Source organism: Yersinia sp. IP36721 (assembly GCF_003634395.1).
GTDB lineage: Bacteria > Pseudomonadota > Gammaproteobacteria > Enterobacterales > Enterobacteriaceae > Yersinia > Yersinia entomophaga.
Genome location: NZ_QCZL01000010.1, coordinates 120,506 through 144,908, shown reverse-complemented (window position 1 = coordinate 144,908; position 24,403 = coordinate 120,506). Strand labels below are relative to the sequence as shown.

The following is a 24,403-nucleotide window of genomic DNA, read 5'->3' as shown; positions in this document are numbered from 1 at the left end:
AAGATCAACCCCCTGCAGTTTATGAAAGTGCCTGGTTCATGAGGCACGCTACCGTCTAGGAAACTGGGGTCTATTCATGCACGTCCATTTTGTTTGCTATCTAAATGGGCAATTTCAGAACTGTCATTATCCTATATCCCGAGTGATGGGGAATATTTGGAAACAAGTAACAGATAATGATGGATATCATCACCTTTGCGTCCCTAAAGATATTTACGAAGTCAAAATTGGCAAGGTTATCCGACATTTTGATACGAACGAGATCGATGATTTGCGCTATGTCATTAGCTATCTGGCTAAATGTGAGCAAAAGGAAAATGGCATCATCGCGGGTAAAAGCGTGATACCGGTAAAAAGCAACCGAGGTAGACCACGCATACGCTGAACAACCTTCACTGACTTTTTACAGATTCACCGGTTGGTATGTCGGAGCTGGCATGAGTAATCATCAACCACGACTCCGGCTAACCCAAATGCTACCGGAGAACTCAATCATGACCATCAAACCTTCCTTACTTGAAGATCAATTTGTCGATATGGCATTTATCACCAAACTATTAAAGATGACAGATAAGTGGCTCTATAAGCTGATAAAAGACGGTTTGTTCCCTAAACCCATAAAGCTGGGGCGCAGTTCCCGCTGGTTGCAAAGCGAAGTGGAGATTTGGCTGCAGGAACGTATAGCCGAGTCCCGCCAATAACACTTCCCATCTTCTTCGATATTTACCTTCAGACAGTCAGTATAATAACCCGTTTAGCGCGGCGATTTTTGACTGTCTGTGATACAGGCATAAAGGATCATTAACCGATGAAAGAAACCACTTGCCGCTATGAATCACTGCTCAACACCTATCAACGCTGGCTAACTGATTTGACAAATATTGCAGTCAGGAACGGCATGTGCCATCCGAACATCCAATCCTGCCACCTACTCACAGTTTCAGTGTTACATTTCCCGGAGACAGGAGCAGTAACAGCGGTTGTGCCGCAGTACCTATATCGTATGATTTATGGAAAAACACGCCCAGAGCCGTTGACTATGCAGGATGACTTGAGAATAAGCCTCGAAACCGATGATGAGCTTCTGTTCACACATGCAGGTCTGGAAGGGGTTTTATTGAGTGAATGCATCCGACTTAAACAATGCAGCATTGCTAACAAGCTGAGCAACCTTTTCATACGGTGTAAGTCACGAGAAATTCGACGTAAACTTATCTGGTTATGCTGGTACGACCTGATGCTTGGAGCTCCAATGAATGACTGGCTGGACAATCTGAAACTGATGAATCAGGAAGAGCTATGTTTCTGGCTGGGACAACGGCAGGAAGAAAATACGGCGCTGACGAGCCTTATGGACGAGTATGTTATTTTTACGCGCTATTAAAGAGAAATTCCCCAATAGTTCAACTATCTGGAAAAAATACCATAATGATTGCTGCAGATTAATGGTTGTGCCCGGCAACATGAGCTTCTGATCTACCGAAGTAAAAATCATACCGGCACAGTGATAGTGCCGGTAGAGAGCCATGTTTCGGCCACGTTCTTCAGGAGATTATTTGACTCAGTTAGATACTTTTGCCACTGGAGTTGATGCTTGGCATAACGTTCAGCTCGCTGTTCGTCACTTTCATCACTGCGTAGCTGTTCGTTATCCTCACCAAAAGTGGTCGAATTATGCGTGGTTTTGTATTTGTCATATTGCGCCATCTCTCCAATGGAGAAGGTGCCTTTGGGGAGTGGCTCAAGAAGATCACGAGGAATGGTGGTTGCCCCTATGGGGAATAAAAATCCTTCGCGATTCAGGAGAGCAGAAGTCACCAACGGCGTGGCGATACCTGGCGCGCCAGCCATTCGCTCTTTGCCATGCTGTATAAGGCGGAACCACGCTTGTGGGCGTAACAATACCTCGACGGTTTTAACCGTATCGCCTTCCCCCTCAAAGAACGCGCGAACAATTTCCTCATTCAATCGTCCCGTTGTGACATCCATCCACTGGGTGAATGCATCCGTATCTCTACGCTCAAATGCTCCTTTGCCAGACTCAGCATCTGCTAAGGAATTGCGCCAATATGACGCAAAACCCTGAGTATTCCTATCCATTGATCATCCCATGTCTTAATAAAAATTATTGATTTCGTTGATATAAATTCAACACATGGTTAAGCATTGTCCACGATGCGGTGTCGTTCGCAATAATTTTTGTATTGGTCTGGTGCTTTTGACAAATGATACAGAGGTCATAACTGGCTGAGAGTTATCGATTAATAGGAGCCTTAGTTAAGCCAACTCGACGATCTCCCATATGTGTCATTTCTTTGCCAGCCTAGTTGTTACCAATGCCTAAAAACGTAGTTTGAACGGTAAAATTCAACTTCAACTCACAAAATACTATGTAAATCAGTACGTCGTGGTATTATTTAGAGTCACTTCTATACCCAGAGTCACAACCATGATCCGCTGCCACCTCGCCCGAATGATGGGCGAACACAAATTGCGCATTGCAGACGTTGCTAGGGAAACTGGGCTCAGCCGCGCCACAGTGACCTTGCTCTATAAAGAGACGGCACAGAAGGTAGATCTAAATGCCATTAAGCAGATCTGCGTACTATTCGATTGCACTGTTGGTGAGCTATTGGAATTGATGCCAGGCCCAAATGACCAAGGAATGGCATGATGACATCTGAAGCAGATACCCGTGCAAACTATATAGATCCAGCTTTGGGTGCAGCGGACTGGCAACCAAGCAACATCATTCGGGAGCATTATTTCACCGACGGTAGGAAGATGGCAGGTGGTGTGCGTGGGCGGCGTTGTTTTGTGGATTATCTGCTTCATAAGGACAGTCGCTATCTGGCCGTGGTGGAGGCTAAAAAAGAATCCGAGCATCCAACGAAAGGCCTGCAACAAGCCATCGACTATGCGAAGAAGCTTTGCGTTCGCTTCGTCTATTCAAGCAACGGTAAGCAAACCTACGAATTCGATCTTGAAACAGGCAAAGGCGACTACATAGAGTTCTACCCAACACCTATAGAGCTAGAAAAACGCTATGTCGTTGAAACGACGGGGTTAAGTCAAGAACTAAGAAACATCCCGTTTCACTTAGAAGGGGCAATGAAACCGCGTTATTACCAGGAACTGGCAGTCCATTCCGCTACAGATGCAATCGGTGAGGGCAAATCCCGAATCTTGCTCACACTCGCTACGGGCACTGGTAAAACATTTATTGCCTTTCAAATCGTTCATAAAGTATTTCAGGCTCGCTGGAACCGCGACACCCCCGGTTCACGCAGACCGCGCATTCTGTTTCTGGCCGACCGAAATATCCTTGCAGACCAAGCCATTAACACCTTCAATCCCTATGAAAAAGACTTGGTTAAAATTAATGGGGAGGAAGTCCGCAAGCGCAATGGCGTGGTGCCCACCAACGCGCACATCTTTTTTGCGATCTATCAGGCGATTGCGGAACGGGAAAACATCGATGGCTTCTATAAAGCCTATCCCAAAGATTTCTTTGACATGGTATTGATTGATGAATGTCATAGAGGTGCTGCCAATGAAGCAGGTTCCTGGCGAGCCATTCTTGATCATTTCAGTAGCGCCGTGCATTTGGGTTTGACAGCCACACCAAAACGCACGGACAACGTGGACACCTATGAATACTTTGGCCAGCCTGCCTATGTGTATTCACTGAAGGACGGTATCAACGACGGTTTTCTAACACCATACCGGGTTAAGCGCATTAGAACCAATTTGGATGAATTAGTGCTCACCAAAGATGATGTCATCGTCGAAGGTGAATCTAGTCAAGATTTGTATCAGGTCGAAGACTACGACAGCAAAATCATTGTAGATGAACGCACTGAGCTGGTTGCAAAAGCTATTTTGCAAAACATCAACCCGCTGGATAAAACTATTGTCTTCTGTGAAAACCAAAATCATGCGCTGACCATGCGCGACATGATCAACAAATACAAAGCAGTTAAAGACCCGCACTACTGTGTGCGGGTCACCAGTGATGAAGGCAAGGTCGGTCGCGAACTGCTTGAAAGATTTCAGGATAACGACAAAAACATCCCTACCATTATTACATCATCACAAATGCTCACTACCGGCGTTGATGCCCGTAACGTACGTAACATAGTGTTGGATCGAACCATAGGCTCAATGGTGGAGTTCAAACAGATTGTCGGTCGCGGTACGCGTGTGTTCGACGGTAAAGACTACTTCACCATAGTGGATTTTCGTGGGGCGACTAATAACTTCTATGACGAAGGATGGGATGGCGAGCCCGAAGCCCCCGAGCCGCGTGGAACCAGGGAACCAACCCCGCCACCCTATACACCCGAGCCACCAGAAGGTGGCGACAGGCCAGAACCGGGCGAGCCACGCGTAAGACTTAAAGTAAAACTCGGTAAGCACCGTGAGCTCAAGGTCATCGATATAGAAACCCGCTATATCGACGAGAGCGGTAAGCCTCTCTCGATTCAGGAGTTCGTCGAACGGCTAATTCAACAATTGCCAGGACTATTCAAAAGTGTCGATGAACTCAGAGACATCTGGTCAGACCCAGACCTGCGTGAACAACTGCTGGCCAAACTGGTACAAGCCGGCTTTGACAAAGAGCAGCTATCCGCTCTGCGTCGCATGTTCGAAGCTGACGACTGCGACATATTCGATCTATTGGCATTCTTAGCGTTTGAACAACCCATGGCTACCCGCAAAGCTAGAGCGGAGGCAGTACGGGCTAATAACGCCTTCTTCGATCAATACAAAGAGGAAAAAGCCAAGCAATTCCTGCAGTTTGTTCTAAACCGCTATGAACTAAGCGGCACTACAGAGTTAGCGCGGGAACGCTTGCCAGCTCTAATTGAACTCTCCGGCCTCGGCACTACCAAAGATGCTTCCATGGCATTTGGCGGCAAACCTGCGCAATTGCTCGCCGCATTCAAACAACTACAACACCAGCTTTACCAAGTGAGCTAACCAATGGAACTGAACTTAACGCCTAACCCATTACATCAGCAAGCACAGATCCTACGCATTGATAAAGTCGCGACGCTGATTGGCGAAAACGGCTCCGGTAAATCCAGTATTTTACAGTCAGTATTTGAACAACGATTAGCAGGGAGAGACCATGGAAATCTCAAGGTCGTGTGCTTCTCTTCCGGCCAGAACGAGAACTACTCGGCAAAGTTCAGTACCTATCTAAATAGAGAGCGGAAAGCCGGTCGAGGATTGAGCCTTGAGTGTTTTTACTATGATAAGTCTTGGTCTAAATTATTGATTTTTTTAGCTACTACGATAAAGCGCAAAGGGAAAGTTCGGGCCTTTTTGGCTGAGCGTAATTATGTAGTTGAGAATGAGGTTGAGGAAGGAAGTGATCGAGAAAAAGACGATCTAAGCACAACCTTGAAATGCACCTTTAAGGTTGATAAAAACTACATCGCACGAGTGCAAGATGCACTTAGTCGTGAAGAACGTGGTGAAGCGGACACACTACGTGCAACGCCATACTTTCGTTCACTGGAAAGCTTTATTACTAACCTGATTTCCCGTAACTATGAGTTCGAAGAGCCCCTTCGAAAGCAAACCATCAATATCACAGCCAATGGCCTAATCCAGGTTTCTTTCGACTACCCCAGGCAAGTTCAGGCTGGCGATGACGAAGCCGAAGCTGGTGCGCCGAACGCCCAAGCCATGGCTACCAGTTGGGACCCAGAAGTGGCCTTTTTTACTCAAGCCGCCGATAACAACTACTTTATCGATAAGTCACGTTGCAAGCTGGTATTCAACAGCAATATCGAGTTGGATCAGCTCAGCGATGGTGAATACCAGCTCCTGTTCCTGTATGCGCTAATTGACCTTTTCGACTCTGACAGCACCCTGTTCTTATTCGACGAGGCGGACTCTCATCTTCACTATAAAAACGTTGAAAAACTTTGGGCCTTGCTACACGGCATAAAAGGGCACGCCATCACCACCACACACCTACTCGACTCCATTTCGGCCAAAGAGAATCGTATCGAACACTTGAAAGTCGTGGAAAAAGGTCGGATCAGCGAAGACAACAAGATCAAACAGTTGATCAATCGCCTGAGTGTGCTTTCACGTGCAAAATCCGTTGAGTTTGAGGTATGTGGCAAGCTGCCAAACATAGCGTTATTAGATGACTACAACGACTGGATTATCTTCACCAAACTTGCCGCCCGAAAAGGTTTGGACGTATCTCTATTGGCACACGTTCACGCTATTGGTAAGCCATCCAGTCGTAACGACGATAATGAGCAAATCGGAAAAGCCAAAATCGACTGGACTCAATCGCTAAGCAAAGTAGAAACAGAGTTTGAGACACTGAACGTTTTTCTTGTATGTGACCGTGACAATTCAAACCCACGCTGGCATGAAAATGGTGTGTTGCTATTGGGAGCTCCGAAGGAAGAAGTTAGTAGAATACGCTGGCCGAGAAACAGACGTATTCAAACTTACTTGCTTGCGTGGCGCAGACGTGAAATCGAAAATTACCTACTTTCTTATAGCGCCCTGACACACTTTGGCATTATAGGCGCAATCAACAATAATCAGCTCGGTCAAGGTTTACATTTGAGGGATGGAGATCCAGGGGATAATGACGGGATAAGGATGCTTGATGTCAAACATGTCGTTAATCCATTGATAGAAACTCAAGATGTTGGCAAAGATTTAACCAAAATTGAGTTCTACATAAATCAAATGAAGCCTGCTGAAATCAGCGAAGACATCACTAATATGTACAATTTTATTATCGGAAAACTCTAAGCATGTCACTACAACAAAAAATTGGCCGCATTACCGACATTCTGCGCCGTGATGATGGTATCAGCGGTGCCATGCATTACACAGAACAAACCTCCTGGGTATTGTTCCTGAAGTTTCTCGATGATTACGAGTCCGAAAAAGAAGACGAAGCAGTATTGTCCGGCAAAGGCTATCAACCTGTACTGGATGAAGAACACCGCTGGACAGCCTGGGCTTGCCCCAAAACTGCCGATGGCAAGCTGGATTTAGCGCGCGCCAAAACAGGAGATGACCTTACCGATTATGTGAACAGTCAGCTTTTCCCTTACCTGAAAAGCTTCGCCAACGTAACCGTAAATGGCGCAGACCCAAAGTCGTTCACCTACAAAATTGGCGCGATATTTCAGTATCTGGATAACAAAGTGGCCTCTGGTCATACCCTGCGCGAAGTGCTGGATATTGTGGATAGTCTGAACTTCCAGTCTGAGTCCGATTTATTCGAGCTCTCATTGGTCTACGAAGGCTTGTTGCAAAACATGGGCGATGCTGGTGGTTATGCGGGTGAGTTTTATACCCCTCGCCCTGTAGTGCGCGCTATGGTGCAGGCGATAGACCCCAAGCCCGGTGAGAGCATTTACGACGCTGCGGCAGGTTCATGCGGGTTTTTGGTCGAAGCCTTTGAGCACCTGAAGAGTAAAAAGAATGAACTCTCCACCGAGCAATGGGATTTCATTCAGCGCGATACTTTCTTCGGCTATGAAAAAACCTCGCTGGCTTATGTCATGGGTATGATGAACATGATCCTGCATGGTATCGAGTCGCCCAATCTGTTCCGCGGTAATACCCTGACCCAGAATATTCGCGAGATTCAGGAAAAAGACCGCTACAACATTATTCTGGCAAACCCTCCGTTTGGCGGCAAAGAAAAGTCACAAATTCAGCAAAACTTTCCCATCCAGAGCAATGCCACTGAGTTGCTGTTTTTACAGCACTTTATGAAAACCCTGAAAAGCGGCGGCATAGCAGCGATTGTGGTGCCAGAAGGTGTGCTATTCCAAACCAACAGCGCTTTTAAACAGGTTAAACAAGAGTTGCTGGAAAACTTTAACCTGCACACCATTTTAAGCCTACCTGCTGGGGTGTTTTTGCCTTATTCCGGCGTAAAAACCAACGTACTATTTTTTGAACGAAGCGGCGGTACCAGTGATGTTTGGTACTACGAATGTGAGCCAGAACAAAAACTCACCAAAAACAAACCCATCACCGACAACCACTTAAAGGAGTTTGTTGCGCTGTATAGCAGCCGAGAAACCACAGAGTGTTCATGGACGGTTTCAGCCAGCAAGTTGGCTGAAGATTATGACCTATCTGCCAAAAATCCAGCCAAACAGAAAGATGCCGAGCACCTAGCGCCAAGTGATATCCTTAAGCAAATCCGCACCAAGGAAAAGCTGGTGTCTGGTTTGCTGGATGAAATTGAAAACTTGTTGGCGGAGAAATAATCATGGAGCAGGTTTTATATCAATTGCCTGATGGTTGGGAATGGCATTCTGTAAAGAACTTAAGCCATAATATCCAATATGGACATACAGCCAAGGCGGAAAACAGTGGCAATGCAAAGTTCTTACGTATTACTGATATCCAAGATGGAAAAATTGATTGGCAGGGTGTTCCAACTGTATCTCTAGAAGAAAAAGAAATTAGAAAGTACGCTCTGAGCGACAATGACTTAATCTTTGCTCGTAGTGGGGCAACTGCGGGAAAATCTATTCTAATCAAGAATGCTCCAACAGATGCCGTTTTCGCATCGTATTTAATTAGGATTATTCCTAACCAAGAAAAAATCATTCCAGAATATTTAAGCTATTTCTTTTTAACACCAGCCTACTGGGAAGTTGTTGGCCTGAATGCAGCAGGTGCAGCCCAGCCGAATATCAACGGTACAAAGCTTTCTGAATTTATTATTCCTATCGCTCCCCGAGAAGAACAAAAACGCATCGTCGAAAAACTCGATGTACTGCTCACCCGTATCGACACCGCCATCGAGAATTTGCAGGAAAGCACCACGCTGGCTGAGGCGCTGTACGAAAGTGAACTAAATAATGTATTTAGTTCAGGTCATGGCAAGTGGCAATTAAGAAAGTTAAATGATATAGCTGAAGTAGCACGAGGAAAGTCTAAACACCGGCCTCGTAACGACAAATCATTATTTGATGGTGAATACCCGTTTATACAAACGGGTGATGTGCGAAATGCACAAAAATACATCACACGTTTTTCAACCACTTATAACGAGAAGGGGCTTCTACAGAGTAAGTTGTGGCCAAAGGACACTATCTGTCTAACAATAGCAGCCAATATTGGTGATGTTGCAATTCTAGGAATGGATGCGTGTTTTCCTGATAGTGTTGTTGGTATTTCGTCTTCGGAGCTAGAAACCGATTACCTTTATTACTTCCTAACAACACTTCAGCAGCAACTGGACAATAAAGCGAATGCCGCAGCACAGAAAAACATCAATCTAAAAATTCTATCCGAAATAGAAATTCCAGTTCCCACTTTTAATGAGCAAAGGGACATTGTGAGTAAGATCAATGCTGTCGACCAAATGGCTGTAAGAGTGAAGGCTGAAATTTCTAAAAAAATAACAATGATGCAGCAACTGAAAGCATCAATTCTCGATTCTGCCTTTAAAGGCGAGCTCTAAGGAGGGAGCATGGCTAAGCTATTTCCTGAATATTTCAGCCCTGAAGATCTGAATATTGAGATTGAAGAAGTATTCCCTAACTGCACGGAAGTATTCTATCTTCCGAGTATAAGTGAGCTTGAAGAAGCAGGAATAGACTCGGCTGATCCTAGTAAGTATAAAAGAAAGATTGCACTATTTAACGGCCAGGATAGCTTTATCTTAATTTATCCCATATATACCTTGCCCACCCACCCTAATTATTTAAGACAGAAGTATGACGAAATAAATGAAATTGGTGTTGAAGTATACCTTGGTTCAGCACCCTATACCAAAGAAGAGGTTTTTGAATGCTTGCAGCTTTTGCCGGCAGGTTTTGTCAAAGACATTCGCTATGGCCTAGGATTGACAAAAGAATACAAGGCGATTATTTCATCTATTGAAGAGCACACGAAGCACCAATGCCTTGTGATTGGCAAGGAAAAAACGGGTGGCACTGAGTATGAATGTTTTCATCTAAATTTGAATGATTATGATGAAATGCGTCGTACTTGTAACCGCATTACTGAAAGAGCACGGAAAGTTGCGCGCATTACGAAGATAGCTGCCACCTACAACCATATCGCTTATCGATTGGGTGTGGAGCAAAAACGATTGCCTACAGATAATGACGCCATTAGCAAAATGCTTCGGATCAAGATAACGGATACTGATAAGCAAGCAGCTATGAGTATGGTCACGGAAGACAAATCAGTGGTAAAACAAACCGACTCACTCACCTTGGCCAAGTTGAAAAATGATATCGAGTTGGTCTCATTAGAGCGTTTGATTAGTTCTTATGAAGACTTGCTAAGCAAAAAGACTAAAGAAGATACCTGGCAGAAACTCTTCAATCAGAACCCATTTATCTTGAGTCTTGCCTTCGGATACCCGGCAATAAAAATATCAGACCAAGCAAGTGTTGGCGGCAAACGTTTGACTGGTGATGGCGAAAAAATCACGGACTATCTAATTAAAAATGGTATAACGAACAACTTAGCTCTCATTGAAATCAAAAAGCCTTCTTCCGACTTACTGAACAAAAAACCCTACAGAGGCTCAGTTTATTGCGCCTCCACAGAACTTACCGGCTCTGTAACACAAGTACTCGATCAGTGTTATCAGCTACAGCAAAACATCGCCACGATAAAGAACAACAATCGAATTTATGACATTGAATCATATGCTGTTCACTGCATTTTAGTGATTGGTACTATGCCAAGTGATGAAGACGAGAAGAAGTCTTTTGAGATGTACCGACGTAATTCGAAGAACGTGCAAATCACTACATTTGATGAGCTCTTACTCAAGTTAAAGCAACTGCACGAGTTTCTCGACAATAGCGATGAAAAAGAGGAGGCTGCACCGTGAGCCTACAAACAAATTTAAAGGGCCGCTTACGAAATACTTCATTGCCTAAGAGTCACGGCCTAATGCCAGTATTTGAGGCGGTGGTAAACTCCATTCATTCTATTGAGGAGACTAATAATACCACTGACGGAAAAATTATTCTTCGCATCAATCGCACTACTCAAGGCAGCCTAGATTTAGACGCTAAATCCCAATCGCCAATCATCGGTTTCACTATAATTGATAATGGCTGTGGATTTGACGAAGCCAACTTTAAGTCATTTGAAACCCTAGATTCTGACCACAAAATTGACAAGGGGTGCAGGGGTGTTGGCCGCCTGATGTGGCTCAAAGTGTTTGGTCTGGTCGAAGTGGAAAGCCACTTTTTCGATGTTGATGATGAGCTTAAAAAACGCATATTCCGCTTCGACGATAAATTGGGAGTCCATGGTGAAAAGGTTGTAGAAGCCACATACCAAAAACCTGGCACCATTATAAAACTTCTCGATTTTGATGAAAACTTTCGAAAGCAGGTTCCTGCAAAAGGCCAGTCCATAGCCAATCAGTTGCTGGAACATGTTCTATGGTATTTCGTACGGCAGGGAAGCGCACCCAAGATATTTCTAGAAGACGCGGACGAGGTGTTTGACCTCGATCTTTTGCTCCAAGAGCATATGCATGCGAGCGCCTTTCTCGAAACAATAACAATTCGTGGCTACCAATTCGAATTAACTCATATCAAATTTCGTGCGTCCGTTAATAAAAAACACCAACTGGCACTCTGCGCAGCTAATCGACTGGTTAAAGAAGAGTCCATTCAAGGAAAAATTCCTGGACTGTACGGCAAAATTTCTGACGTTTCCGGTGAGTTTACTTATACATGCTACATATCTTCCGACTACCTGAACCAACATGTGCGCAGTGAGCGGACCTCGTTTGATATTGCTGAAGATGTTGAGGATATGCTCAACGAAGTAAGCTTCAAAGACATTAGAGAAGCCGTGTTGATTCGTACCAAAGAGTACCTGCAAGATGTTCTGGCAGAAAACGTGTCGGCTGGCCGCAGACGAGTGGATGATTTTATCAACAATCATGCTCCACGCTATCGCCCCATTGCCAATTATGTTGCAGAAGAATTATTGATCGTTGACCCAGAAAAATCAGATAAAGAGCTGGAGCTACACCTGCATGCTCAGTGGTATGAGGTGGAGCGTCAGTTGGTGAGCGAAGGCCACGACATCATGCTGCCTCAGAATAAGGAGCATGTAGAAGAATATAAAGAACGGTTAGGCGACTACCTACGCAAAGCAGGGGACCTTAAAAAATCAGATCTTGCCAATTACGTTTCACACCGCAAGGTTATTATCGACCTGTTACAAAAATCTATTGAGCGGCTAGAGGACGGAAAGTACGCCCGTGAAGATATGATTCACGAACTAATCATGCCTATGCGCAAGGATTCCGTCGAGGTTTTCCTAGACTCTTGTAACCTTTGGCTAATCGATGAACGCTTGGCATTTCATAACTATTTGGCTTCTGATAAAACGCTCAACTCGATGCCAATCACTGGCAATGAATCAACCAAAGAGCCAGACTTGCTCAGCCTAAGAGTATTCGATAATCCACTTCTTGTTAACGACCAGCTCAGCTTTCCACTTGCAGCCATTACCGTTATCGAAATCAAACGCCCCATGCGTAATGATATGCGAGAAGGTGAAGATAAAGACCCTATTGATCAGGCGCTCAGTTATTTAGAGCGGATACGCGAGGGTAAAGTAACTACAAAATCCGGGCGCCCAATTCCGGGCAATAATGATATACCGGGCTATTGTTATGTGCTTTGTGACCTTACTGAATCCATGCACCGGCGCTGTCGTCGAGCCAATCTGCGGATCACATCTGATGGCATGGGCTATTTCGGTTATAACGAACCTTCCCATGCCTATATCGAAGTGATTAGTTTTGACCAATTAGTGAAAGCGGCCAGAGAGCGTAACCGGGCATTCTTCGACAAGCTTGGGTTGCCTTCCGCTTAGGAGTGGTGAGGGGGAGAAAGCAATAGAGTTCACTGTATTGCTAATGTCAGGCCGCACTGGTAGTACAGGATTACAAACTCTTGCATCCTGCTTTATCGAAACATTAGCCCTTAAGCAATCGATATTTTGGAGCAGTAACGTTGATAAACTGAATTATTCCATTTTTCATAGTTAAATTTTGGCCTGAATTATCAATTTTTTACAAAAAAATAACTACATGCCTGAGCCACACCGTATATGGCTCCAACTTACTGTAATAACACGAATAAAATGTGTAATATAGATCGATATTGTGCAATATCGATCTATATCAACCGCAGGATCAAAAAAAAGACACCTAGCCATCTTTACGGCTAGCCGCCTTTTTATTTAGAGCTCAACTTTGCGAAGTGAAATTTATAGAGCGGAACTGTCGCCCTGTCGATTCACTCGATCAATCTTCGAGAAATCAAACGGACTACCCCCCCTTCTCCCGATTCGCATCCAGATAATCTGCCCACCACTGGATCATCAGTCTGCGCTCATCTAAGTGCTCGGCTTTATGAATATAAGCCGCACGCACAGAGTTACGCTCCTGATGGCTCATCTGCCGCTCCACCGCATCCCTAGACCACAATCCCGACTCAATCAACGAACTACACGCCATGGTTCTGAAACCATGCCCACATACTTCAACATTCGTATCATAACCCATCACCCGAAGTGCTTTATTAACTGCTGTATTCTCACTCATCGGCTTCCCTGTTCAGCCAGACGTATAGCCGTTGCGCAGGAAATCGAAGTTTTGCCTACACCTCCCTTACCGGTGAAAAACAGGTAAGACGGGATATTCTGTAAGAATTTCATATGTCCTCCTGACATACTCAACAACAGGAAGTTTTACCACTACAGCAGTTGGTGGATGCTAAACCCACTTTCTCCAGCGGTATACCAAACCAGCGAGCCAGTTCATCGCGTTTTGGGTATCGCCCCGCCATCACCGTTTCGCCATCCAGCAACAGTAGCGGAAGCCCTTCAGCTCCTGATGCTTCGAGGAATGCTTTCGCTTTGGCGTTCTCAACGAAGCTCATCGGCTGTTGCGCCAGGTTGTAACGTTCGATCTGAACCCCACGCCCTTTCAGCCATTGCACATCAGCTGAAAAATCAACCAGAACCTGATCGACATCTGAACCACAAACGCCGGTACTGCAGCACATCGCAGGATCAAACACCGTTAACGTTTTCATCTTTAACACCTAACATTCGTAAAAACATATATGTTCAGGCAAAATTTTTAGATACAAACAGCCTTACCGCTGCCAGAGCAGTTGGCCGATGTCAGCTTACGGGCGATGGCCTTTACATCGTCCTGTTGGCTTAACCAGGCCTGCTCAATCACCTGAGCAGCCCAGGAAGGAATATGCGGGGATAAGCGGTAGTGAACCCACTTGCCCTGCTTGCGATCCAACAATAATCCACTTTCCCGAAGCATCGCCAAATGACGGGAGATCTTAGGCTGAGACTGTTCCAGCGCAGTGCAGAGGTCGCACACGCACAGCTCTCCCATCTCTCTAAGCAGCAACACGATGCCCAAACGGGTTTCATCGGAGAGGTTTTTGAAGAGTTGTAATGCTATGATTTTCATCAAATTTAACGAGGCCTTGAAATTGTGTTGCTTAAAGAACAGAATCAATACATATGGTAAATCATATATTTATAATCACAGTAGACCCTTCGTTTCACCAAATCAACTCATAGATCTGCCGCAAAAAATGAGCAAAATTCGGTTGCATATTTTACGTGAAACCTCATTATGAAAAAGGCTTTTTTCTTTAAAGAGGGATTTTAAGTTGGAAATATCATCTCTGAAACTCAAAGGTTTTAGAAACTTTAAAGATGCACACATAAATTTTAATTCGAATACTCTGATCATCGGAGCTAATGATGTTGGCAAAAGTAATATGCTGCATTCGCTAAGAATGCTATTAGATAAGAGTGTATCAGATTCAGAAATTGAACCAAATGAACTTGATTTTCATTTAGAACATGGGAAATCAAGTGAAGAATTTGAAATTATTATTCATTTTAAAGATATCAATGAAGATGCAGTACTTTCAATTTTGAAAGGGAATGTCAGTGACTCAGGTGAATCGTTTATTAAGTATGTTGCACAAAAATCTGATCTCAGCTACAAACTTTTTATTGGTGATTCTTTAGAGTCTTTACAAGAAATTAACTCTCGCTATTATCTTAAATTCGTTAATTTAAAATATATTCAGTCACAACGAGATTTAGAGAGATTTATCCGCAAAGAAAAAAGACAACTTTTAAAAATCGCACAACAATCATTGAACTCTGATGAAAGAGAAGAAGATGACGATTTGTTAGGAGAGATAAGTTCAGATTTACAATCGATTAATGATAAGATATCGCAACTTATATATGTTGAAAGAGCTACAAAAGATGTCAACGATGAGCTGAAAAAACTTGCACATCATTACTCAGAATATTCTGTGCAACTAGATACTGGGGCAATTGGAATAAATGACTTTATTGATAACCTACAACTTGGAGCAAATACAAATGGTTCTAACGTCATGCTTGGAGGAGACGGACGGAACAATCAAATCTTATTAGCATTATGGAAAGCGAAAAGTATTAAGGAACATGATATCGATAACGAAGTTATATTCTATGTTATCGAGGAACCTGAAGCACACTTACACCCTCACCAACAAAGAAAACTGGCCGATTATTTGATAGCTGAACTCCCTGGTCAAACGATCATTTCATCCCATTCGCCCCAAATAGCTGTAAATTTTGAACCAGACTCAGTAATAAGATTGCTTGATCGGGCTGGACACACTGTAGCCGCAAGTGAAGGATGTTCGAAAGGCATTTCAGATGGCTGGGAAGATATGAGCTACCGGATGAGTATATTGCCAGCAGAATCATTTTTTTCAAATGGTGTTTTCTTAATTGAAGGACCATCCGAAATTTTATTTTACCATTCCTTAGCCAAAAGTTTAAACATTGACCTCGATTATTTGAATATTTCATTAATTTCAGTGGATGGAATATCATTTAAAATATATGCAGCAATACTAGATGCTTTAGAAATTCCATGGGTAATGCGAACTGATAACGATATATCCAAGCTAAAAGATCAAGAAAAGTGGCAATATGCAGGTATAAACCGATGTTTAGATTTAACCGGTATAGAAAAGTTTGAGCATAGCGACAAAAAAATAACATCTATAGATACTCTTACCAACGGTGATTGGCAAGCAGTTTCTGAAGAAATAAATAAATACGGAATATATTTATCAAAAATTGATTTAGAAACTGATCTGGTAGAAGAATTGAGCGCTTCAATATTAGATGCGTTAAATAAAAAAAATAACCAAAGCGCAATAGAATACTTACAAAAGAAAAAAGCAATAAGAATGCGTATTCTTCTGAAAAAAATCAAAAAAGACCTTCATAATCTTAACACGGGTGATTTGGTTAAACCGTTAAACCACCTTGTAAAAACAATTAAAGGTGAATGAAATGAGTACTTTTTCACCAACCACTCAGCAAACATTAGCCATTGATTACCCTAAAAGCATGGTAATAACAGCATGTCCTGGAAGTGGTAAAACTACAGTTATAAAAGAAAAAATTAGAAATATTACCGGCTGTCTTCCTGAACATAAAGGGGTCATTGCAATTACATTCACAAGGAAAGCAAGTTCAGAACTGGAGCGTAGATGTAAGGCGGAAGGACACGATACAAAACATAGTTTCTTTGGTACGATTGATAGTTTTTGTTTAAAGGAAATAATCATTCCATTTCTTCCAAGAATATGGGGTGGTAAACCAACAGAATGCAAAGTACTAAAGAAATTAGAGTCTCCATATAAATATTACTTAGAGGAAGAGTTTTTTGGCACACCATCAGTCGTTAATATCAATGAAGATTCCGGCTATAAGAAACTGTACGATGAGGGAATGCTGTGGATGAGTTCATTTGCTGCCTTAGCATTAAAAATACTTAATGAATCTCCTGCAGCAAAGCGATATATCAAAGCGAGATATAGCCATATATTCATAGATGAATATCAAGATTCATCCTTATCTCAGCATCAATTATTTCTAAAAATAAATAAACTTGGTTTATGCTCTATTGCTGTTGGTGATGTTTGGCAATCAATTTATGAGTTTCGAGGTGGAAATGCTGAGCTGTTACTTGACTTAGTTAGAGATAAACAGGTGTTTGCACATTTTGAAATAAATTTAAATCATAGGTGTCATCCATCAATAATTAATTATGCATCTAGATTACTCGATTCAAATTTCGAATTATTACCAAGCGAAAGTATCAATGTTTACAGAAAGAGATTGTCAGGGAATCTAAAAGATGTTTCGATGACAATATCATCATGGATTTCAAAATGGTTAAATGAAGGTCAATGGGGTTTGGAGCAAGCTAACCAAATAGCTATTTTTGCAAGAAAAGAGCAATCGTTGCTATTGCTATGCTCGGGATTGACATCAAATTTTAGAGTTTATATTGATACGCCATTAGATAAATTGGGCACAGAATGTTCAGATTTATATAAAGATCTTCTAGCGTATAGGTATAAGGCCATAGGCACTGCGCAAGAGTTAATTAATAAAGTATTTTATGACTTGATTATAAATGATAATCATCAGTTTTTATTAAGGAAAAAAATTAAAACACTCAGGGGTAAAATAACTGATGAGGAACTAATTAATAAGCTCCACGAAATCGCTGAAATGCTAAATATTCAGTTCACTACACCTAATGATAATGCAGTTTTGGAAATTATATCAGACGATATTTTCTTAAAGCAGTTTATGCCATTAGATAAAAATGAAGTTCAAGTAATGACACTTCACAAATCTAAAGGACTTGAATTTAAAATAGTATTGCATTTGGATTTGGATGAATGGTCTTTCCCATATAGATTAGTAAATGAAGTTGATAGAAATACAGCACTGTATCCCAGCCTTCCGCAAGAAACAAACCTTCATTATGTTGGCATTACAAGAGCTGAGGAATGCTGCGTCCTAATTAATACAGAGTTCCGCCAAAACTCGACTGGGGCATTTAAGAAGTCTGAAGCATCTTACTTTTTCAAGTTACCGCAACTAGAGGGCCTTTATCGTTAGGAAAGACTGGTGCATATTTTTACTATGCACCATAACTACTTTTTAGCAGCGTTAAATATTATCAATGGCTGATGCATCAATAAAGATCATAAGCCACATTACATATTGATGGTTTTTAGTTGCGGGAAGGATACTCAACTATCTCTATCAACAATAAGGGTGTAAAGATAATTCCCATACCACTGCATCATTTCTCTTCTCCCTTCCAGATACTGCTCATGGTTGTAAGTCCCACATATCGCGCTCTTACACAAATGTGCAGACTGTGCCCCCATTCACGTCGGATAAAGCATTACTTCGATAGATGCTCATCTTGCAACTGCAGAAAATTTATGCCTTTTTACGAATATTTACTGCGATTCCCCTAGCCGCCAACCCGTCCACAAAGTCCCCATACCACTGCAACATATCCCTACGCTGCTCCAGATACTGTGCATGGTTATACGTGCCACGAATGGTGTTCTTATCCACATGCGCTAGCTGTAACTCAATCCACGCCGTGTTATAGCCTTGTTCATGCAAGATAGTACTCATCGTGTGCCTGAAGCCATGACCTGTCGCCTTCCCGTGATACCCAATCCTTTTTAGTACCTGATTGATACTCGCTTCGCTCATTGGCTTGGTGATGTCGTTACGCCCAGGAAATACAAGGTTATAACGGCCCGTCACTGCCTGGATCTCTCGCAGTGCTGCCACAACTTGATCAGATAGTGGTACAAGGTGAGGACGGCGCATCTTCATCCTTTCAACCGGTACTTCCCAAACTCGCTTGTCGAAATCAAACTCTTTCCATTCAGCCATGCGAAGTTCAATAGTACGAACTCCCGTTAACATCAGAATCTTTGTCGCTAGCCGAGTTATTGGGCTACCGGAATAAGCAGCGAGAGCCTCTAAGAAAGCAGGAAGTTCATCAGCTAACAGATGGGGGTAGTGCACAGATTTTGGCGGGGTTAACGCACTTGCCAGCTCTGAGGCAGGGTTAGTTTCAGCCCGACCGGTGACAATCGCATAGCGAAAGACTTGGTTACAGGCCTGGCGGATTTTGCGCAGCTTGTCGAGGACGCCACGTTTTTCGAGTTTACGAAGTGAACTGAGGATCTCCAGAGGCTTTATCTCTGCTATTGGGCGCTTACCAATATCTGGGAAGATATCGTTTTCAAATGCTTCCATGATGTCTTCCGCGTAGCCTTTGGACCAGTTTGACCGTTTGTACTCATGCCATTCCAGAGCAATAGCTTTAAAGGTATTTTCTACCGTCGCTTTGCGAGCTTGTTTTTCAACCTTTTTCTGTTCGCTGGGATCGATAGCGTTAGCGACTTGCCGCTTAGCTTCATCTCTTCGTTGTCTGGCTTCAGATAAGGAAATCTCTGGATAGATACCCAACGCCAGCATCTTTTGTTTGCCGTCAAAGCGGTACTGTAAGCGCCAATATTTAGATCCATTGGGATGAACCATTAAATGCATACCTTCGCCATCGGTAAGCTTATAAGGCTTGTCGGTAGGCTTTGCACTTCTTACCTTCACATCGGTTAATGCCATTTGGGGCTCTCCGTTGCTGGCTGTTGGTACAAGATTTCATTGAACGGGGATGTACCATCACATATACCAACAGATACTACTTGATGCGGGTAAATGTAGGTAGATACTGAGAGAATCTCGACGCGCTAAAATCAGCCAACCCACTGAATTTCAGGCATAAAAAAAGACGTCAGTTGACGTCAGTTTACTTCAAAATGGTACGCCCTACAGGGCTCGAACCTGTGACCTACGGCTTAGAAGGCCGTTGCTCTATCCAACTGAGCTAAGGGCGCGTTGTTGATTTTCCACAGAATACTTGCTGCGGATGGTCAGTTGCGGAGTTGGATTATACGGGCAGACACCCGCGAGTCAATGGGTTTTCGCCTTACAACCACTCACCTGTACATTTATTCGTTATTCTACGCCTGACAGCACGCCTCGCTTCTGACAAAATAGAGGGATTCCCGCTTTTTTAATTGATGGACTCCTCCACTGATGTCAGCAAAAATTATTGACGGTAAAACGATTGCGCAGCAAGTTAGAACTGAAGTTGCTGCACTGGTTCAACAGCGTTTGGCGGCAGGTAAACGCGCCCCAGGCCTTGCGGTAGTGTTGGTTGGTGAAAACCCGGCCTCACAGATTTATGTCGGCAGTAAGCGCAAAGCCTGTGAAGAAGTGGGATTCCTTTCTCGTTCATACGATATGCCCGCCAGCACTTCAGAAGCCGAACTGCTGGCTTTGATTGATAAGCTGAACCAAGATCCAGAGATTGACGGCATTTTGGTTCAATTGCCGTTGCCTGCCGGTATCGACAACGTAAAAGTACTGGAACGCATTAATCCTGATAAGGACGTGGACGGATTCCATCCTTACAACGTAGGCCGCCTGTGCCAGCGTGCGCCAAAACTCCGCCCTTGTACGCCACGCGGCATCGTTACTCTGCTTGAGCGTAGCGGCATCAACACCTACGGCCTGAATGCCGTTGTAGTTGGCGCATCCAACATCGTCGGTCGTCCTATGAGCCTGGAGCTACTGCTGGCGGGCTGTACCACTACCGTCACTCACCGCTTTACTCAGGATCTGCGTTCACACGTCGAACGTGCCGATTTGCTGGTGGTTGCGGTCGGTAAACCGGGCTTTATTCCGGGTGACTGGATTAAACCGGGCGCAATCGTCATTGATGTCGGTATCAACCGTCTGGAAAGTGGTAAAGTAGTGGGTGACGTAGAGTTTGATGTTGCCGTTGAACGCGCTGGCTGGATCACTCCGGTTCCCGGCGGTGTCGGGCCAATGACCGTAGCAACTCTGATTCAAAATACCTTGCAAGCCTGCGAGGAATATCACGACATCAACACAAATTGATTTAAAGGATAGTCATGGAAATTTTTCAGTTGGAAAATCACCCTCATGTTGAACTGTGCGATCTGCTGAAGTTTCAAGGGTGGAACGACAGCGGCGCATCAGCAAAAATGGTGATTGCCGATGGTCTGGTCAAAGTTGACGGAAAAGTAGAAACGCGCAAGCGCTGCAAAATTCTGGCAGACCAAATCGTGGAGTTTCAGGGGATGACCGTACAGGTTAAAGCCTAAGCTTCATAAAGAGCATTGCGGTTACTGATAGCTATCAGCACCGCAATGTTTTCTTTGATATTTTTATTACCGCCACTCAAGGTTATTCAGCAAGATTCCACATCTTCAAAGATGGGAACCCACCGTTTACATCAAATCAAAACCACTTATCTGCTACTTACGACGCCAACTGGTGCCCTGCGGCCCATCTTCCAGCACGATACCCATTTCGTTGAGCTGATCGCGAGCTGAATCTGCCATTGCCCAGTCTTTACTGGCACGAGCATCGTTCCGTTGTTTAATCAGCGCTTCAATTTTGGTCACTTCATCATCATCAGCCTGTGCGCCACTTTGCAGGAATTGCTCCGGATCTTGCTCCAATAATCCGAGAACGTGCGCCAGTTTGCGTAGCTCTGCCGCCAAGCCGTTGGCCGCTGCCATATCTTCCGCTTTCAGACGATTGACTTCACGAGCTATATCAAACAGAACAGAATAGGCTTCCGGTGTATTAAAATCATCGTCCATAGCTTCACGGAAACGGGCTTCAAACTCAGCTCCGCCGGCTGGCGTAGCGTTTGCATCGGTGCCACGCAAAGCGGTGTACAAACGCTCCAGAGAGGCGCGAGCCTGTTTCAGATTTTCTTCGCTGTAGTTCAATTGGCTGCGATAGTGTCCAGACATCAGGAAGTAGCGCACGGTTTCCGCATCGTAATACGCCAAAACATCGCGAATAGTGAAGAAGTTGTTCAACGATTTCGACATTTTTTCTTTGTCGATCATCACCATACCGGAATGCATCCAGTAGTTGACGTAAGGGCCATCATGGGCGCAGGTAGACTGAGCAATTTCATTTTCATGGTGCGGGAACATCAGATCAGAACCGCCGCCGTGAATATCAAAATGCGCGCCCAACTGCTTGCCGTTCATCGCGGAACATTCAATGTGCCAGCCCGGACGCCCCGGCCCCCAAGGTGATTCCCAGCTTGGCTCACCCGGCTTGGACATTTTCCACAGCACGAAATCCATTGGATTACGTTTCACATCGGCAATTTCGACCCGTGCGCCAGCCTGAAGCTGTTCCAAATCCTGACGAGACAACAAACCGTAATCCGGATCGCTATCTACCGCGAACATCACATCGCCGTTTGACGCTACGTAGGCATGGTCACGCTCGATCAGGCGCTGCGCCAGTTCAATGATTTCAGTGATATGGTGAGTGGCTCGCGGCTCCAAATCCGGGCGCTGAAGGTTCAGCGCATCAAAATCTTTATGCATTTCAGCCAACATGCGGGAAGTCAGCTGATCGCAGGTTTCATTATTTTCTGCCGCGCGTTTAATGATTTTGTCGTCAACGTCGGTGACATTCCGGACATAAGTCAGAGAATAGCCTAAATAACGCAGATAACGCGCAACAACATCGAAGGCAACAAAAGTACGACCATGCCCAATGTGACACAGGTCATAGATGGTGATCCCGCACACGTACATGCCAACTTTCCCGGCATGAATAGGCTTGAATTCCTCTTTTTGGCGACTCAGTGTATTAAAAATCTTTAGCATCGGGACATTCCGTGGTTTTTTGCTAGGCGCGTACGCGTGAATATAAACAGGATATTACCAAAAATGGGCGCTTAAATAACCCAAGGATATATTGAAACGCGATCCTTATTGCATTGCAAGGTCAGCCATCGGTAAAACCTACTGAATAACGCAATTTTAAGCGGTTTGACGTTTAAAGGTGATGATAAAAAGCGCGGATGAAAGCGGTGAATTTATTGGGTTATAAATAGCTTTATTAATCAGCCACATTGCCCCACTAATGCTTTTCTGCCTCTCCTGGCCAGAGCGGGTTGGAAAGGCGCGAATACTGACTCAATCCGGCAGATGTGTTATAAGAGCCGTCTAAAGAGTAGCGACTCACTTTGTGATTCCACATATTACACTAGCAGGAATATTATTATGGTTACTTTTCATACTAATCACGGCGACATCGTCATCAATACTTTCGCTGACAAAGCGCCGGCTACCGTTGAAAACTTCCTGAATTACTGCCGTAAAGGTTTCTACGACAACACTATTTTCCACCGTGTTATCGATGGTTTCATGATTCAGGGCGGCGGTTTTGAGCCTGGCATGAACCAGAAAGAAACAGGTGCGCAAATCAAGAACGAAGCGAACAACGGCCTGAAAAACACCCGTGGTACTTTGGCAATGGCGCGGACTAACGATCCGCACTCTGCTACCGCTCAATTCTTCATTAACGTAGCTGACAACGACTTCCTGAACTTCCGTTCAGAGCGCGCTGACGGCTGGGGCTACTGCGTATTCGCTGAAGTGGTCGAAGGCATGGACGTTGTTGATAAAATCAAAAGCGTTGCAACCGGCCGTAGCGGCATGCATCAGGACGTTCCAAAAGAAGATGTGATCATCAAAAGCGTTACCGTTAGCGAGTAATTGCGACGGAATGCGCACGCTTTTTATAGCAGATTTGCATCTTAGCGTTCAGGAACCGGCAATTACTGCCGGTTTTCTGCGTTTTTTACAGCGCGAAGCCATTCATGCCAACGCTTTATATATCCTAGGCGATCTATTTGAAGCGTGGATTGGTGATGACGATCCGCTGCCGCTGTATCGTCAGGTCGCCAGTGCCCTGAAAGACTTGCACCATCGGGGAATTCCCTGCTACTTCATTCACGGCAACCGTGATTTTTTAGTTGGAAAACGTTTTGCTGCCGAAAGCGGTATGATGCTGCTGCCAGAAGAACAAACTCTCGAACTGTATGGTCGCAAAATTTTAATCCTGCATGGCGATACGTTATGCACAGATGATGCGGATTATCAGCATTTTCGTCGCCGGGTTCACAATCCCATTATCCAATGGTTATTCCTGTCCTTACCTCTTTCCTGGCGTTTACGCATTGCCGCTTCGATGCGGAAAAACAGCCAACAGAATAATAAAGACAAATCCGAAGCCATTATGGATGTGAATAACGCAGCTGTGATTGATGCTTTCCAACGCAATGGCGTGGAGTGGATGATTCACGGTCATACACATCGTCCAGCGATTCATCCCCTTAAACTGGCAGATAAAACCGTACATCGCGCCGTATTGGGTGCCTGGCATGTGGAAGGATCGATGATTTGCGTCACTCCTGAAGCTATCGAGCTGATCGAATTCCCGTTTTAAACCTTACTGCCAAATCCTGAAAAATCCTGCTTTTTCGTACAAAAACCAGCTACGCAACCGTTTTCCTTGCCTGTGGCTCATGGTATGC

The 24,403-nt window shown here is 44.2% G+C and carries 19 protein-coding genes, 1 tRNA gene and 4 pseudogenes; 15 read left to right on the top strand and 9 right to left on the bottom strand.

Annotated elements, in window-relative coordinates:
* Positions 1-494 precede the first annotated feature (494 nt).
* Entirely contained in the window at positions 495-701 is a 207-nt protein-coding gene (locus tag DBA33_RS10745) for an AlpA family phage regulatory protein (protein WP_120806456.1), read from the top strand.
* 107 nt (positions 702-808) lie between these two features.
* Positions 809-1,384 carry a hypothetical protein gene (locus DBA33_RS10740; RefSeq protein WP_120806454.1) on the top strand — a complete coding sequence of 192 codons (576 nt, stop codon included), beginning with the start codon at positions 809-811 and terminating at the stop codon, positions 1,382-1,384.
* Between the two features lie 137 nt (positions 1,385-1,521).
* Here DBA33_RS10740 and DBA33_RS10735 read toward each other — a convergent pair.
* A pseudogene (locus DBA33_RS10735) lies at positions 1,522-2,100 on the bottom strand (DNA helicase); the annotation flags it as partial.
* 349 nt (positions 2,101-2,449) lie between these two features.
* On the opposite strand from DBA33_RS10735, the gene DBA33_RS10730 reads away from it, so the two are divergent.
* Genes DBA33_RS10730 through DBA33_RS10700 form a run of 7 tightly spaced genes read left to right on the top strand, consistent with a single transcriptional unit; the run spans position 2,450 to position 12,885 of the window.
* On the top strand, positions 2,450-2,674 hold the full coding sequence (locus DBA33_RS10730; protein WP_120806452.1) for a helix-turn-helix transcriptional regulator: 225 nt from the start codon (positions 2,450-2,452) through the stop codon (positions 2,672-2,674).
* A complete protein-coding gene (locus DBA33_RS10725) occupies positions 2,671-4,983 on the top strand; it encodes a DEAD/DEAH box helicase family protein (RefSeq protein ID WP_240442699.1) in 2,313 nt (770 codons plus the stop codon). The genes DBA33_RS10730 and DBA33_RS10725 overlap by 4 nt, the downstream gene beginning before the upstream one ends.
* A gap of 3 nt (positions 4,984-4,986) precedes the next feature.
* On the top strand, positions 4,987-6,795 hold the full coding sequence (locus DBA33_RS10720) for an AAA family ATPase (RefSeq protein WP_120806448.1): 1,809 nt from the start codon (positions 4,987-4,989) through the stop codon (positions 6,793-6,795).
* 2 nt (positions 6,796-6,797) lie between these two features.
* Entirely contained in the window at positions 6,798-8,276 is a 1,479-nt protein-coding gene (locus DBA33_RS10715; RefSeq protein WP_120806447.1) for an N-6 DNA methylase, read from the top strand.
* A 2-nt stretch (positions 8,277-8,278) separates the two neighbouring features.
* Entirely contained in the window at positions 8,279-9,481 is a 1,203-nt protein-coding gene (locus DBA33_RS10710; RefSeq protein WP_120806445.1) for a restriction endonuclease subunit S, read from the top strand.
* A gap of 9 nt (positions 9,482-9,490) precedes the next feature.
* On the top strand, positions 9,491-10,870 hold the full coding sequence (locus DBA33_RS10705; RefSeq protein ID WP_120806443.1) for a Shedu immune nuclease family protein: 1,380 nt from the start codon (positions 9,491-9,493) through the stop codon (positions 10,868-10,870).
* A complete protein-coding gene (locus tag DBA33_RS10700; protein WP_120806442.1) occupies positions 10,867-12,885 on the top strand; it encodes an ATP-binding protein in 2,019 nt (672 codons plus the stop codon). Before DBA33_RS10705 ends, DBA33_RS10700 begins: the two co-directional genes overlap by 4 nt.
* Positions 12,886-13,281: 396 nt before the next feature.
* On the opposite strand, the pseudogene DBA33_RS10695 reads toward DBA33_RS10700, so the two are convergent.
* The 4 genes and pseudogenes from DBA33_RS10695 to arsR all read right to left on the bottom strand — a co-directional run.
* Positions 13,282-13,624, bottom strand: a pseudogene (locus tag DBA33_RS10695) (integrase); the annotation flags it as partial.
* Positions 13,618-13,731, bottom strand: a pseudogene (locus DBA33_RS10690) (ArsA-related P-loop ATPase); the annotation flags it as partial. The pseudogenes DBA33_RS10695 and DBA33_RS10690, both read right to left, overlap by 7 nt.
* 17 nt (positions 13,732-13,748) lie before the next feature.
* Positions 13,749-14,111, bottom strand: coding sequence for an arsenite efflux transporter metallochaperone ArsD (gene arsD / locus DBA33_RS10685; RefSeq protein ID WP_120806440.1), 363 nt, complete (start codon positions 14,109-14,111; stop codon positions 13,749-13,751).
* Positions 14,112-14,158: 47 nt separating this feature from the next.
* Entirely contained in the window at positions 14,159-14,512 is a 354-nt protein-coding gene (gene arsR, locus DBA33_RS10680) for an As(III)-sensing metalloregulatory transcriptional repressor ArsR (RefSeq protein ID WP_205582773.1), read from the bottom strand.
* Positions 14,513-14,714: 202 nt separating this feature from the next.
* On the opposite strand from arsR, the gene DBA33_RS10675 reads away from it, so the two are divergent.
* Both DBA33_RS10675 and DBA33_RS10670 read left to right on the top strand, forming a co-directional pair.
* The gene (locus DBA33_RS10675) at positions 14,715-16,415 is read left to right on the top strand and encodes an AAA family ATPase (protein ID WP_120806437.1); all 1,701 of its coding nucleotides are present in this window, start codon (positions 14,715-14,717) and stop codon (positions 16,413-16,415) included.
* A 1-nt stretch (position 16,416) separates the two neighbouring features.
* On the top strand, positions 16,417-18,042 hold the full coding sequence (locus tag DBA33_RS10670; RefSeq protein WP_120806435.1) for an ATP-dependent helicase: 1,626 nt from the start codon (positions 16,417-16,419) through the stop codon (positions 18,040-18,042).
* Positions 18,043-18,176: 134 nt separating this feature from the next.
* Here the strand turns inward: DBA33_RS10670 and DBA33_RS20935 are convergent.
* The 3 genes and pseudogenes from DBA33_RS20935 to DBA33_RS10655 all read right to left on the bottom strand — a co-directional run.
* Positions 18,177-18,302, bottom strand: a pseudogene (locus tag DBA33_RS20935) (integrase); the annotation flags it as partial.
* Between the two features lie 70 nt (positions 18,303-18,372).
* Positions 18,373-19,581, bottom strand: a complete 1,209-nt coding sequence (locus DBA33_RS10660) for a tyrosine-type recombinase/integrase (protein WP_120806434.1) — start codon at positions 19,579-19,581, stop codon at positions 18,373-18,375.
* Between the two features lie 195 nt (positions 19,582-19,776).
* Positions 19,777-19,853: transfer RNA gene (locus DBA33_RS10655), tRNA-Arg, on the bottom strand.
* A gap of 202 nt (positions 19,854-20,055) precedes the next feature.
* Between DBA33_RS10655 and folD the strand changes: the two genes are divergently transcribed.
* The gene (gene folD, locus DBA33_RS10650) at positions 20,056-20,922 is read left to right on the top strand and encodes a bifunctional methylenetetrahydrofolate dehydrogenase/methenyltetrahydrofolate cyclohydrolase FolD (protein ID WP_064512370.1); all 867 of its coding nucleotides are present in this window, start codon (positions 20,056-20,058) and stop codon (positions 20,920-20,922) included.
* Positions 20,923-20,936: 14 nt separating this feature from the next.
* Positions 20,937-21,149, top strand: a complete 213-nt coding sequence (gene ybcJ, locus DBA33_RS10645) for a ribosome-associated protein YbcJ (protein ID WP_064512368.1) — start codon at positions 20,937-20,939, stop codon at positions 21,147-21,149.
* 153 nt (positions 21,150-21,302) lie between these two features.
* On the opposite strand, the gene cysS is transcribed toward ybcJ, so the two are convergent.
* Positions 21,303-22,688, bottom strand: coding sequence for a cysteine--tRNA ligase (cysS, locus tag DBA33_RS10640; RefSeq protein ID WP_064512366.1), 1,386 nt, complete (start codon positions 22,686-22,688; stop codon positions 21,303-21,305).
* Positions 22,689-23,087: 399 nt separating this feature from the next.
* Between cysS and ppiB the strand changes: the two genes are divergently transcribed.
* Together ppiB and DBA33_RS10630 are read left to right on the top strand one after the other, a co-directional pair.
* Complete coding sequence (ppiB, locus tag DBA33_RS10635) at positions 23,088-23,582, top strand: peptidylprolyl isomerase B (RefSeq protein WP_049598676.1); 495 nt, start codon at positions 23,088-23,090, stop codon at positions 23,580-23,582.
* A gap of 10 nt (positions 23,583-23,592) precedes the next feature.
* On the top strand, positions 23,593-24,315 hold the full coding sequence (locus DBA33_RS10630) for a UDP-2,3-diacylglucosamine diphosphatase (RefSeq protein WP_064512364.1): 723 nt from the start codon (positions 23,593-23,595) through the stop codon (positions 24,313-24,315).
* Positions 24,316-24,403: the final 88 nt, after the last annotated feature.

Bases quoted from the DNA above. Each gene is read 5' to 3' on its own strand.
- DBA33_RS10745 (WP_120806456.1), top strand. From the start codon at position 495: ATGACCATCAAACCTTCCTTACTTGAAGATCAATTTGTCGATATGGCA.
- DBA33_RS10740 (WP_120806454.1), top strand. From the start codon at position 809: ATGAAAGAAACCACTTGCCGCTATGAATCACTGCTCAACACCTATCAA.
- DBA33_RS10730 (WP_120806452.1), top strand. From the start codon at position 2,450: ATGATCCGCTGCCACCTCGCCCGAATGATGGGCGAACACAAATTGCGC.
- DBA33_RS10725 (WP_240442699.1), top strand. From the start codon at position 2,671: ATGATGACATCTGAAGCAGATACCCGTGCAAACTATATAGATCCAGCT.
- DBA33_RS10720 (WP_120806448.1), top strand. From the start codon at position 4,987: ATGGAACTGAACTTAACGCCTAACCCATTACATCAGCAAGCACAGATC.
- DBA33_RS10715 (WP_120806447.1), top strand. From the start codon at position 6,798: ATGTCACTACAACAAAAAATTGGCCGCATTACCGACATTCTGCGCCGT.
- DBA33_RS10710 (WP_120806445.1), top strand. From the start codon at position 8,279: ATGGAGCAGGTTTTATATCAATTGCCTGATGGTTGGGAATGGCATTCT.
- DBA33_RS10705 (WP_120806443.1), top strand. From the start codon at position 9,491: ATGGCTAAGCTATTTCCTGAATATTTCAGCCCTGAAGATCTGAATATT.
- arsD (WP_120806440.1), bottom strand. From the start codon at position 14,111: ATGAAAACGTTAACGGTGTTTGATCCTGCGATGTGCTGCAGTACCGGC.
- DBA33_RS10670 (WP_120806435.1), top strand. From the start codon at position 16,417: ATGAGTACTTTTTCACCAACCACTCAGCAAACATTAGCCATTGATTAC.
- DBA33_RS10660 (WP_120806434.1), bottom strand. From the start codon at position 19,581: ATGGCATTAACCGATGTGAAGGTAAGAAGTGCAAAGCCTACCGACAAG.
- folD (WP_064512370.1), top strand. From the start codon at position 20,056: ATGTCAGCAAAAATTATTGACGGTAAAACGATTGCGCAGCAAGTTAGA.
- ybcJ (WP_064512368.1), top strand. From the start codon at position 20,937: ATGGAAATTTTTCAGTTGGAAAATCACCCTCATGTTGAACTGTGCGAT.
- cysS (WP_064512366.1), bottom strand. From the start codon at position 22,688: ATGCTAAAGATTTTTAATACACTGAGTCGCCAAAAAGAGGAATTCAAG.
- ppiB (WP_049598676.1), top strand. From the start codon at position 23,088: ATGGTTACTTTTCATACTAATCACGGCGACATCGTCATCAATACTTTC.
- DBA33_RS10630 (WP_064512364.1), top strand. From the start codon at position 23,593: ATGCGCACGCTTTTTATAGCAGATTTGCATCTTAGCGTTCAGGAACCG.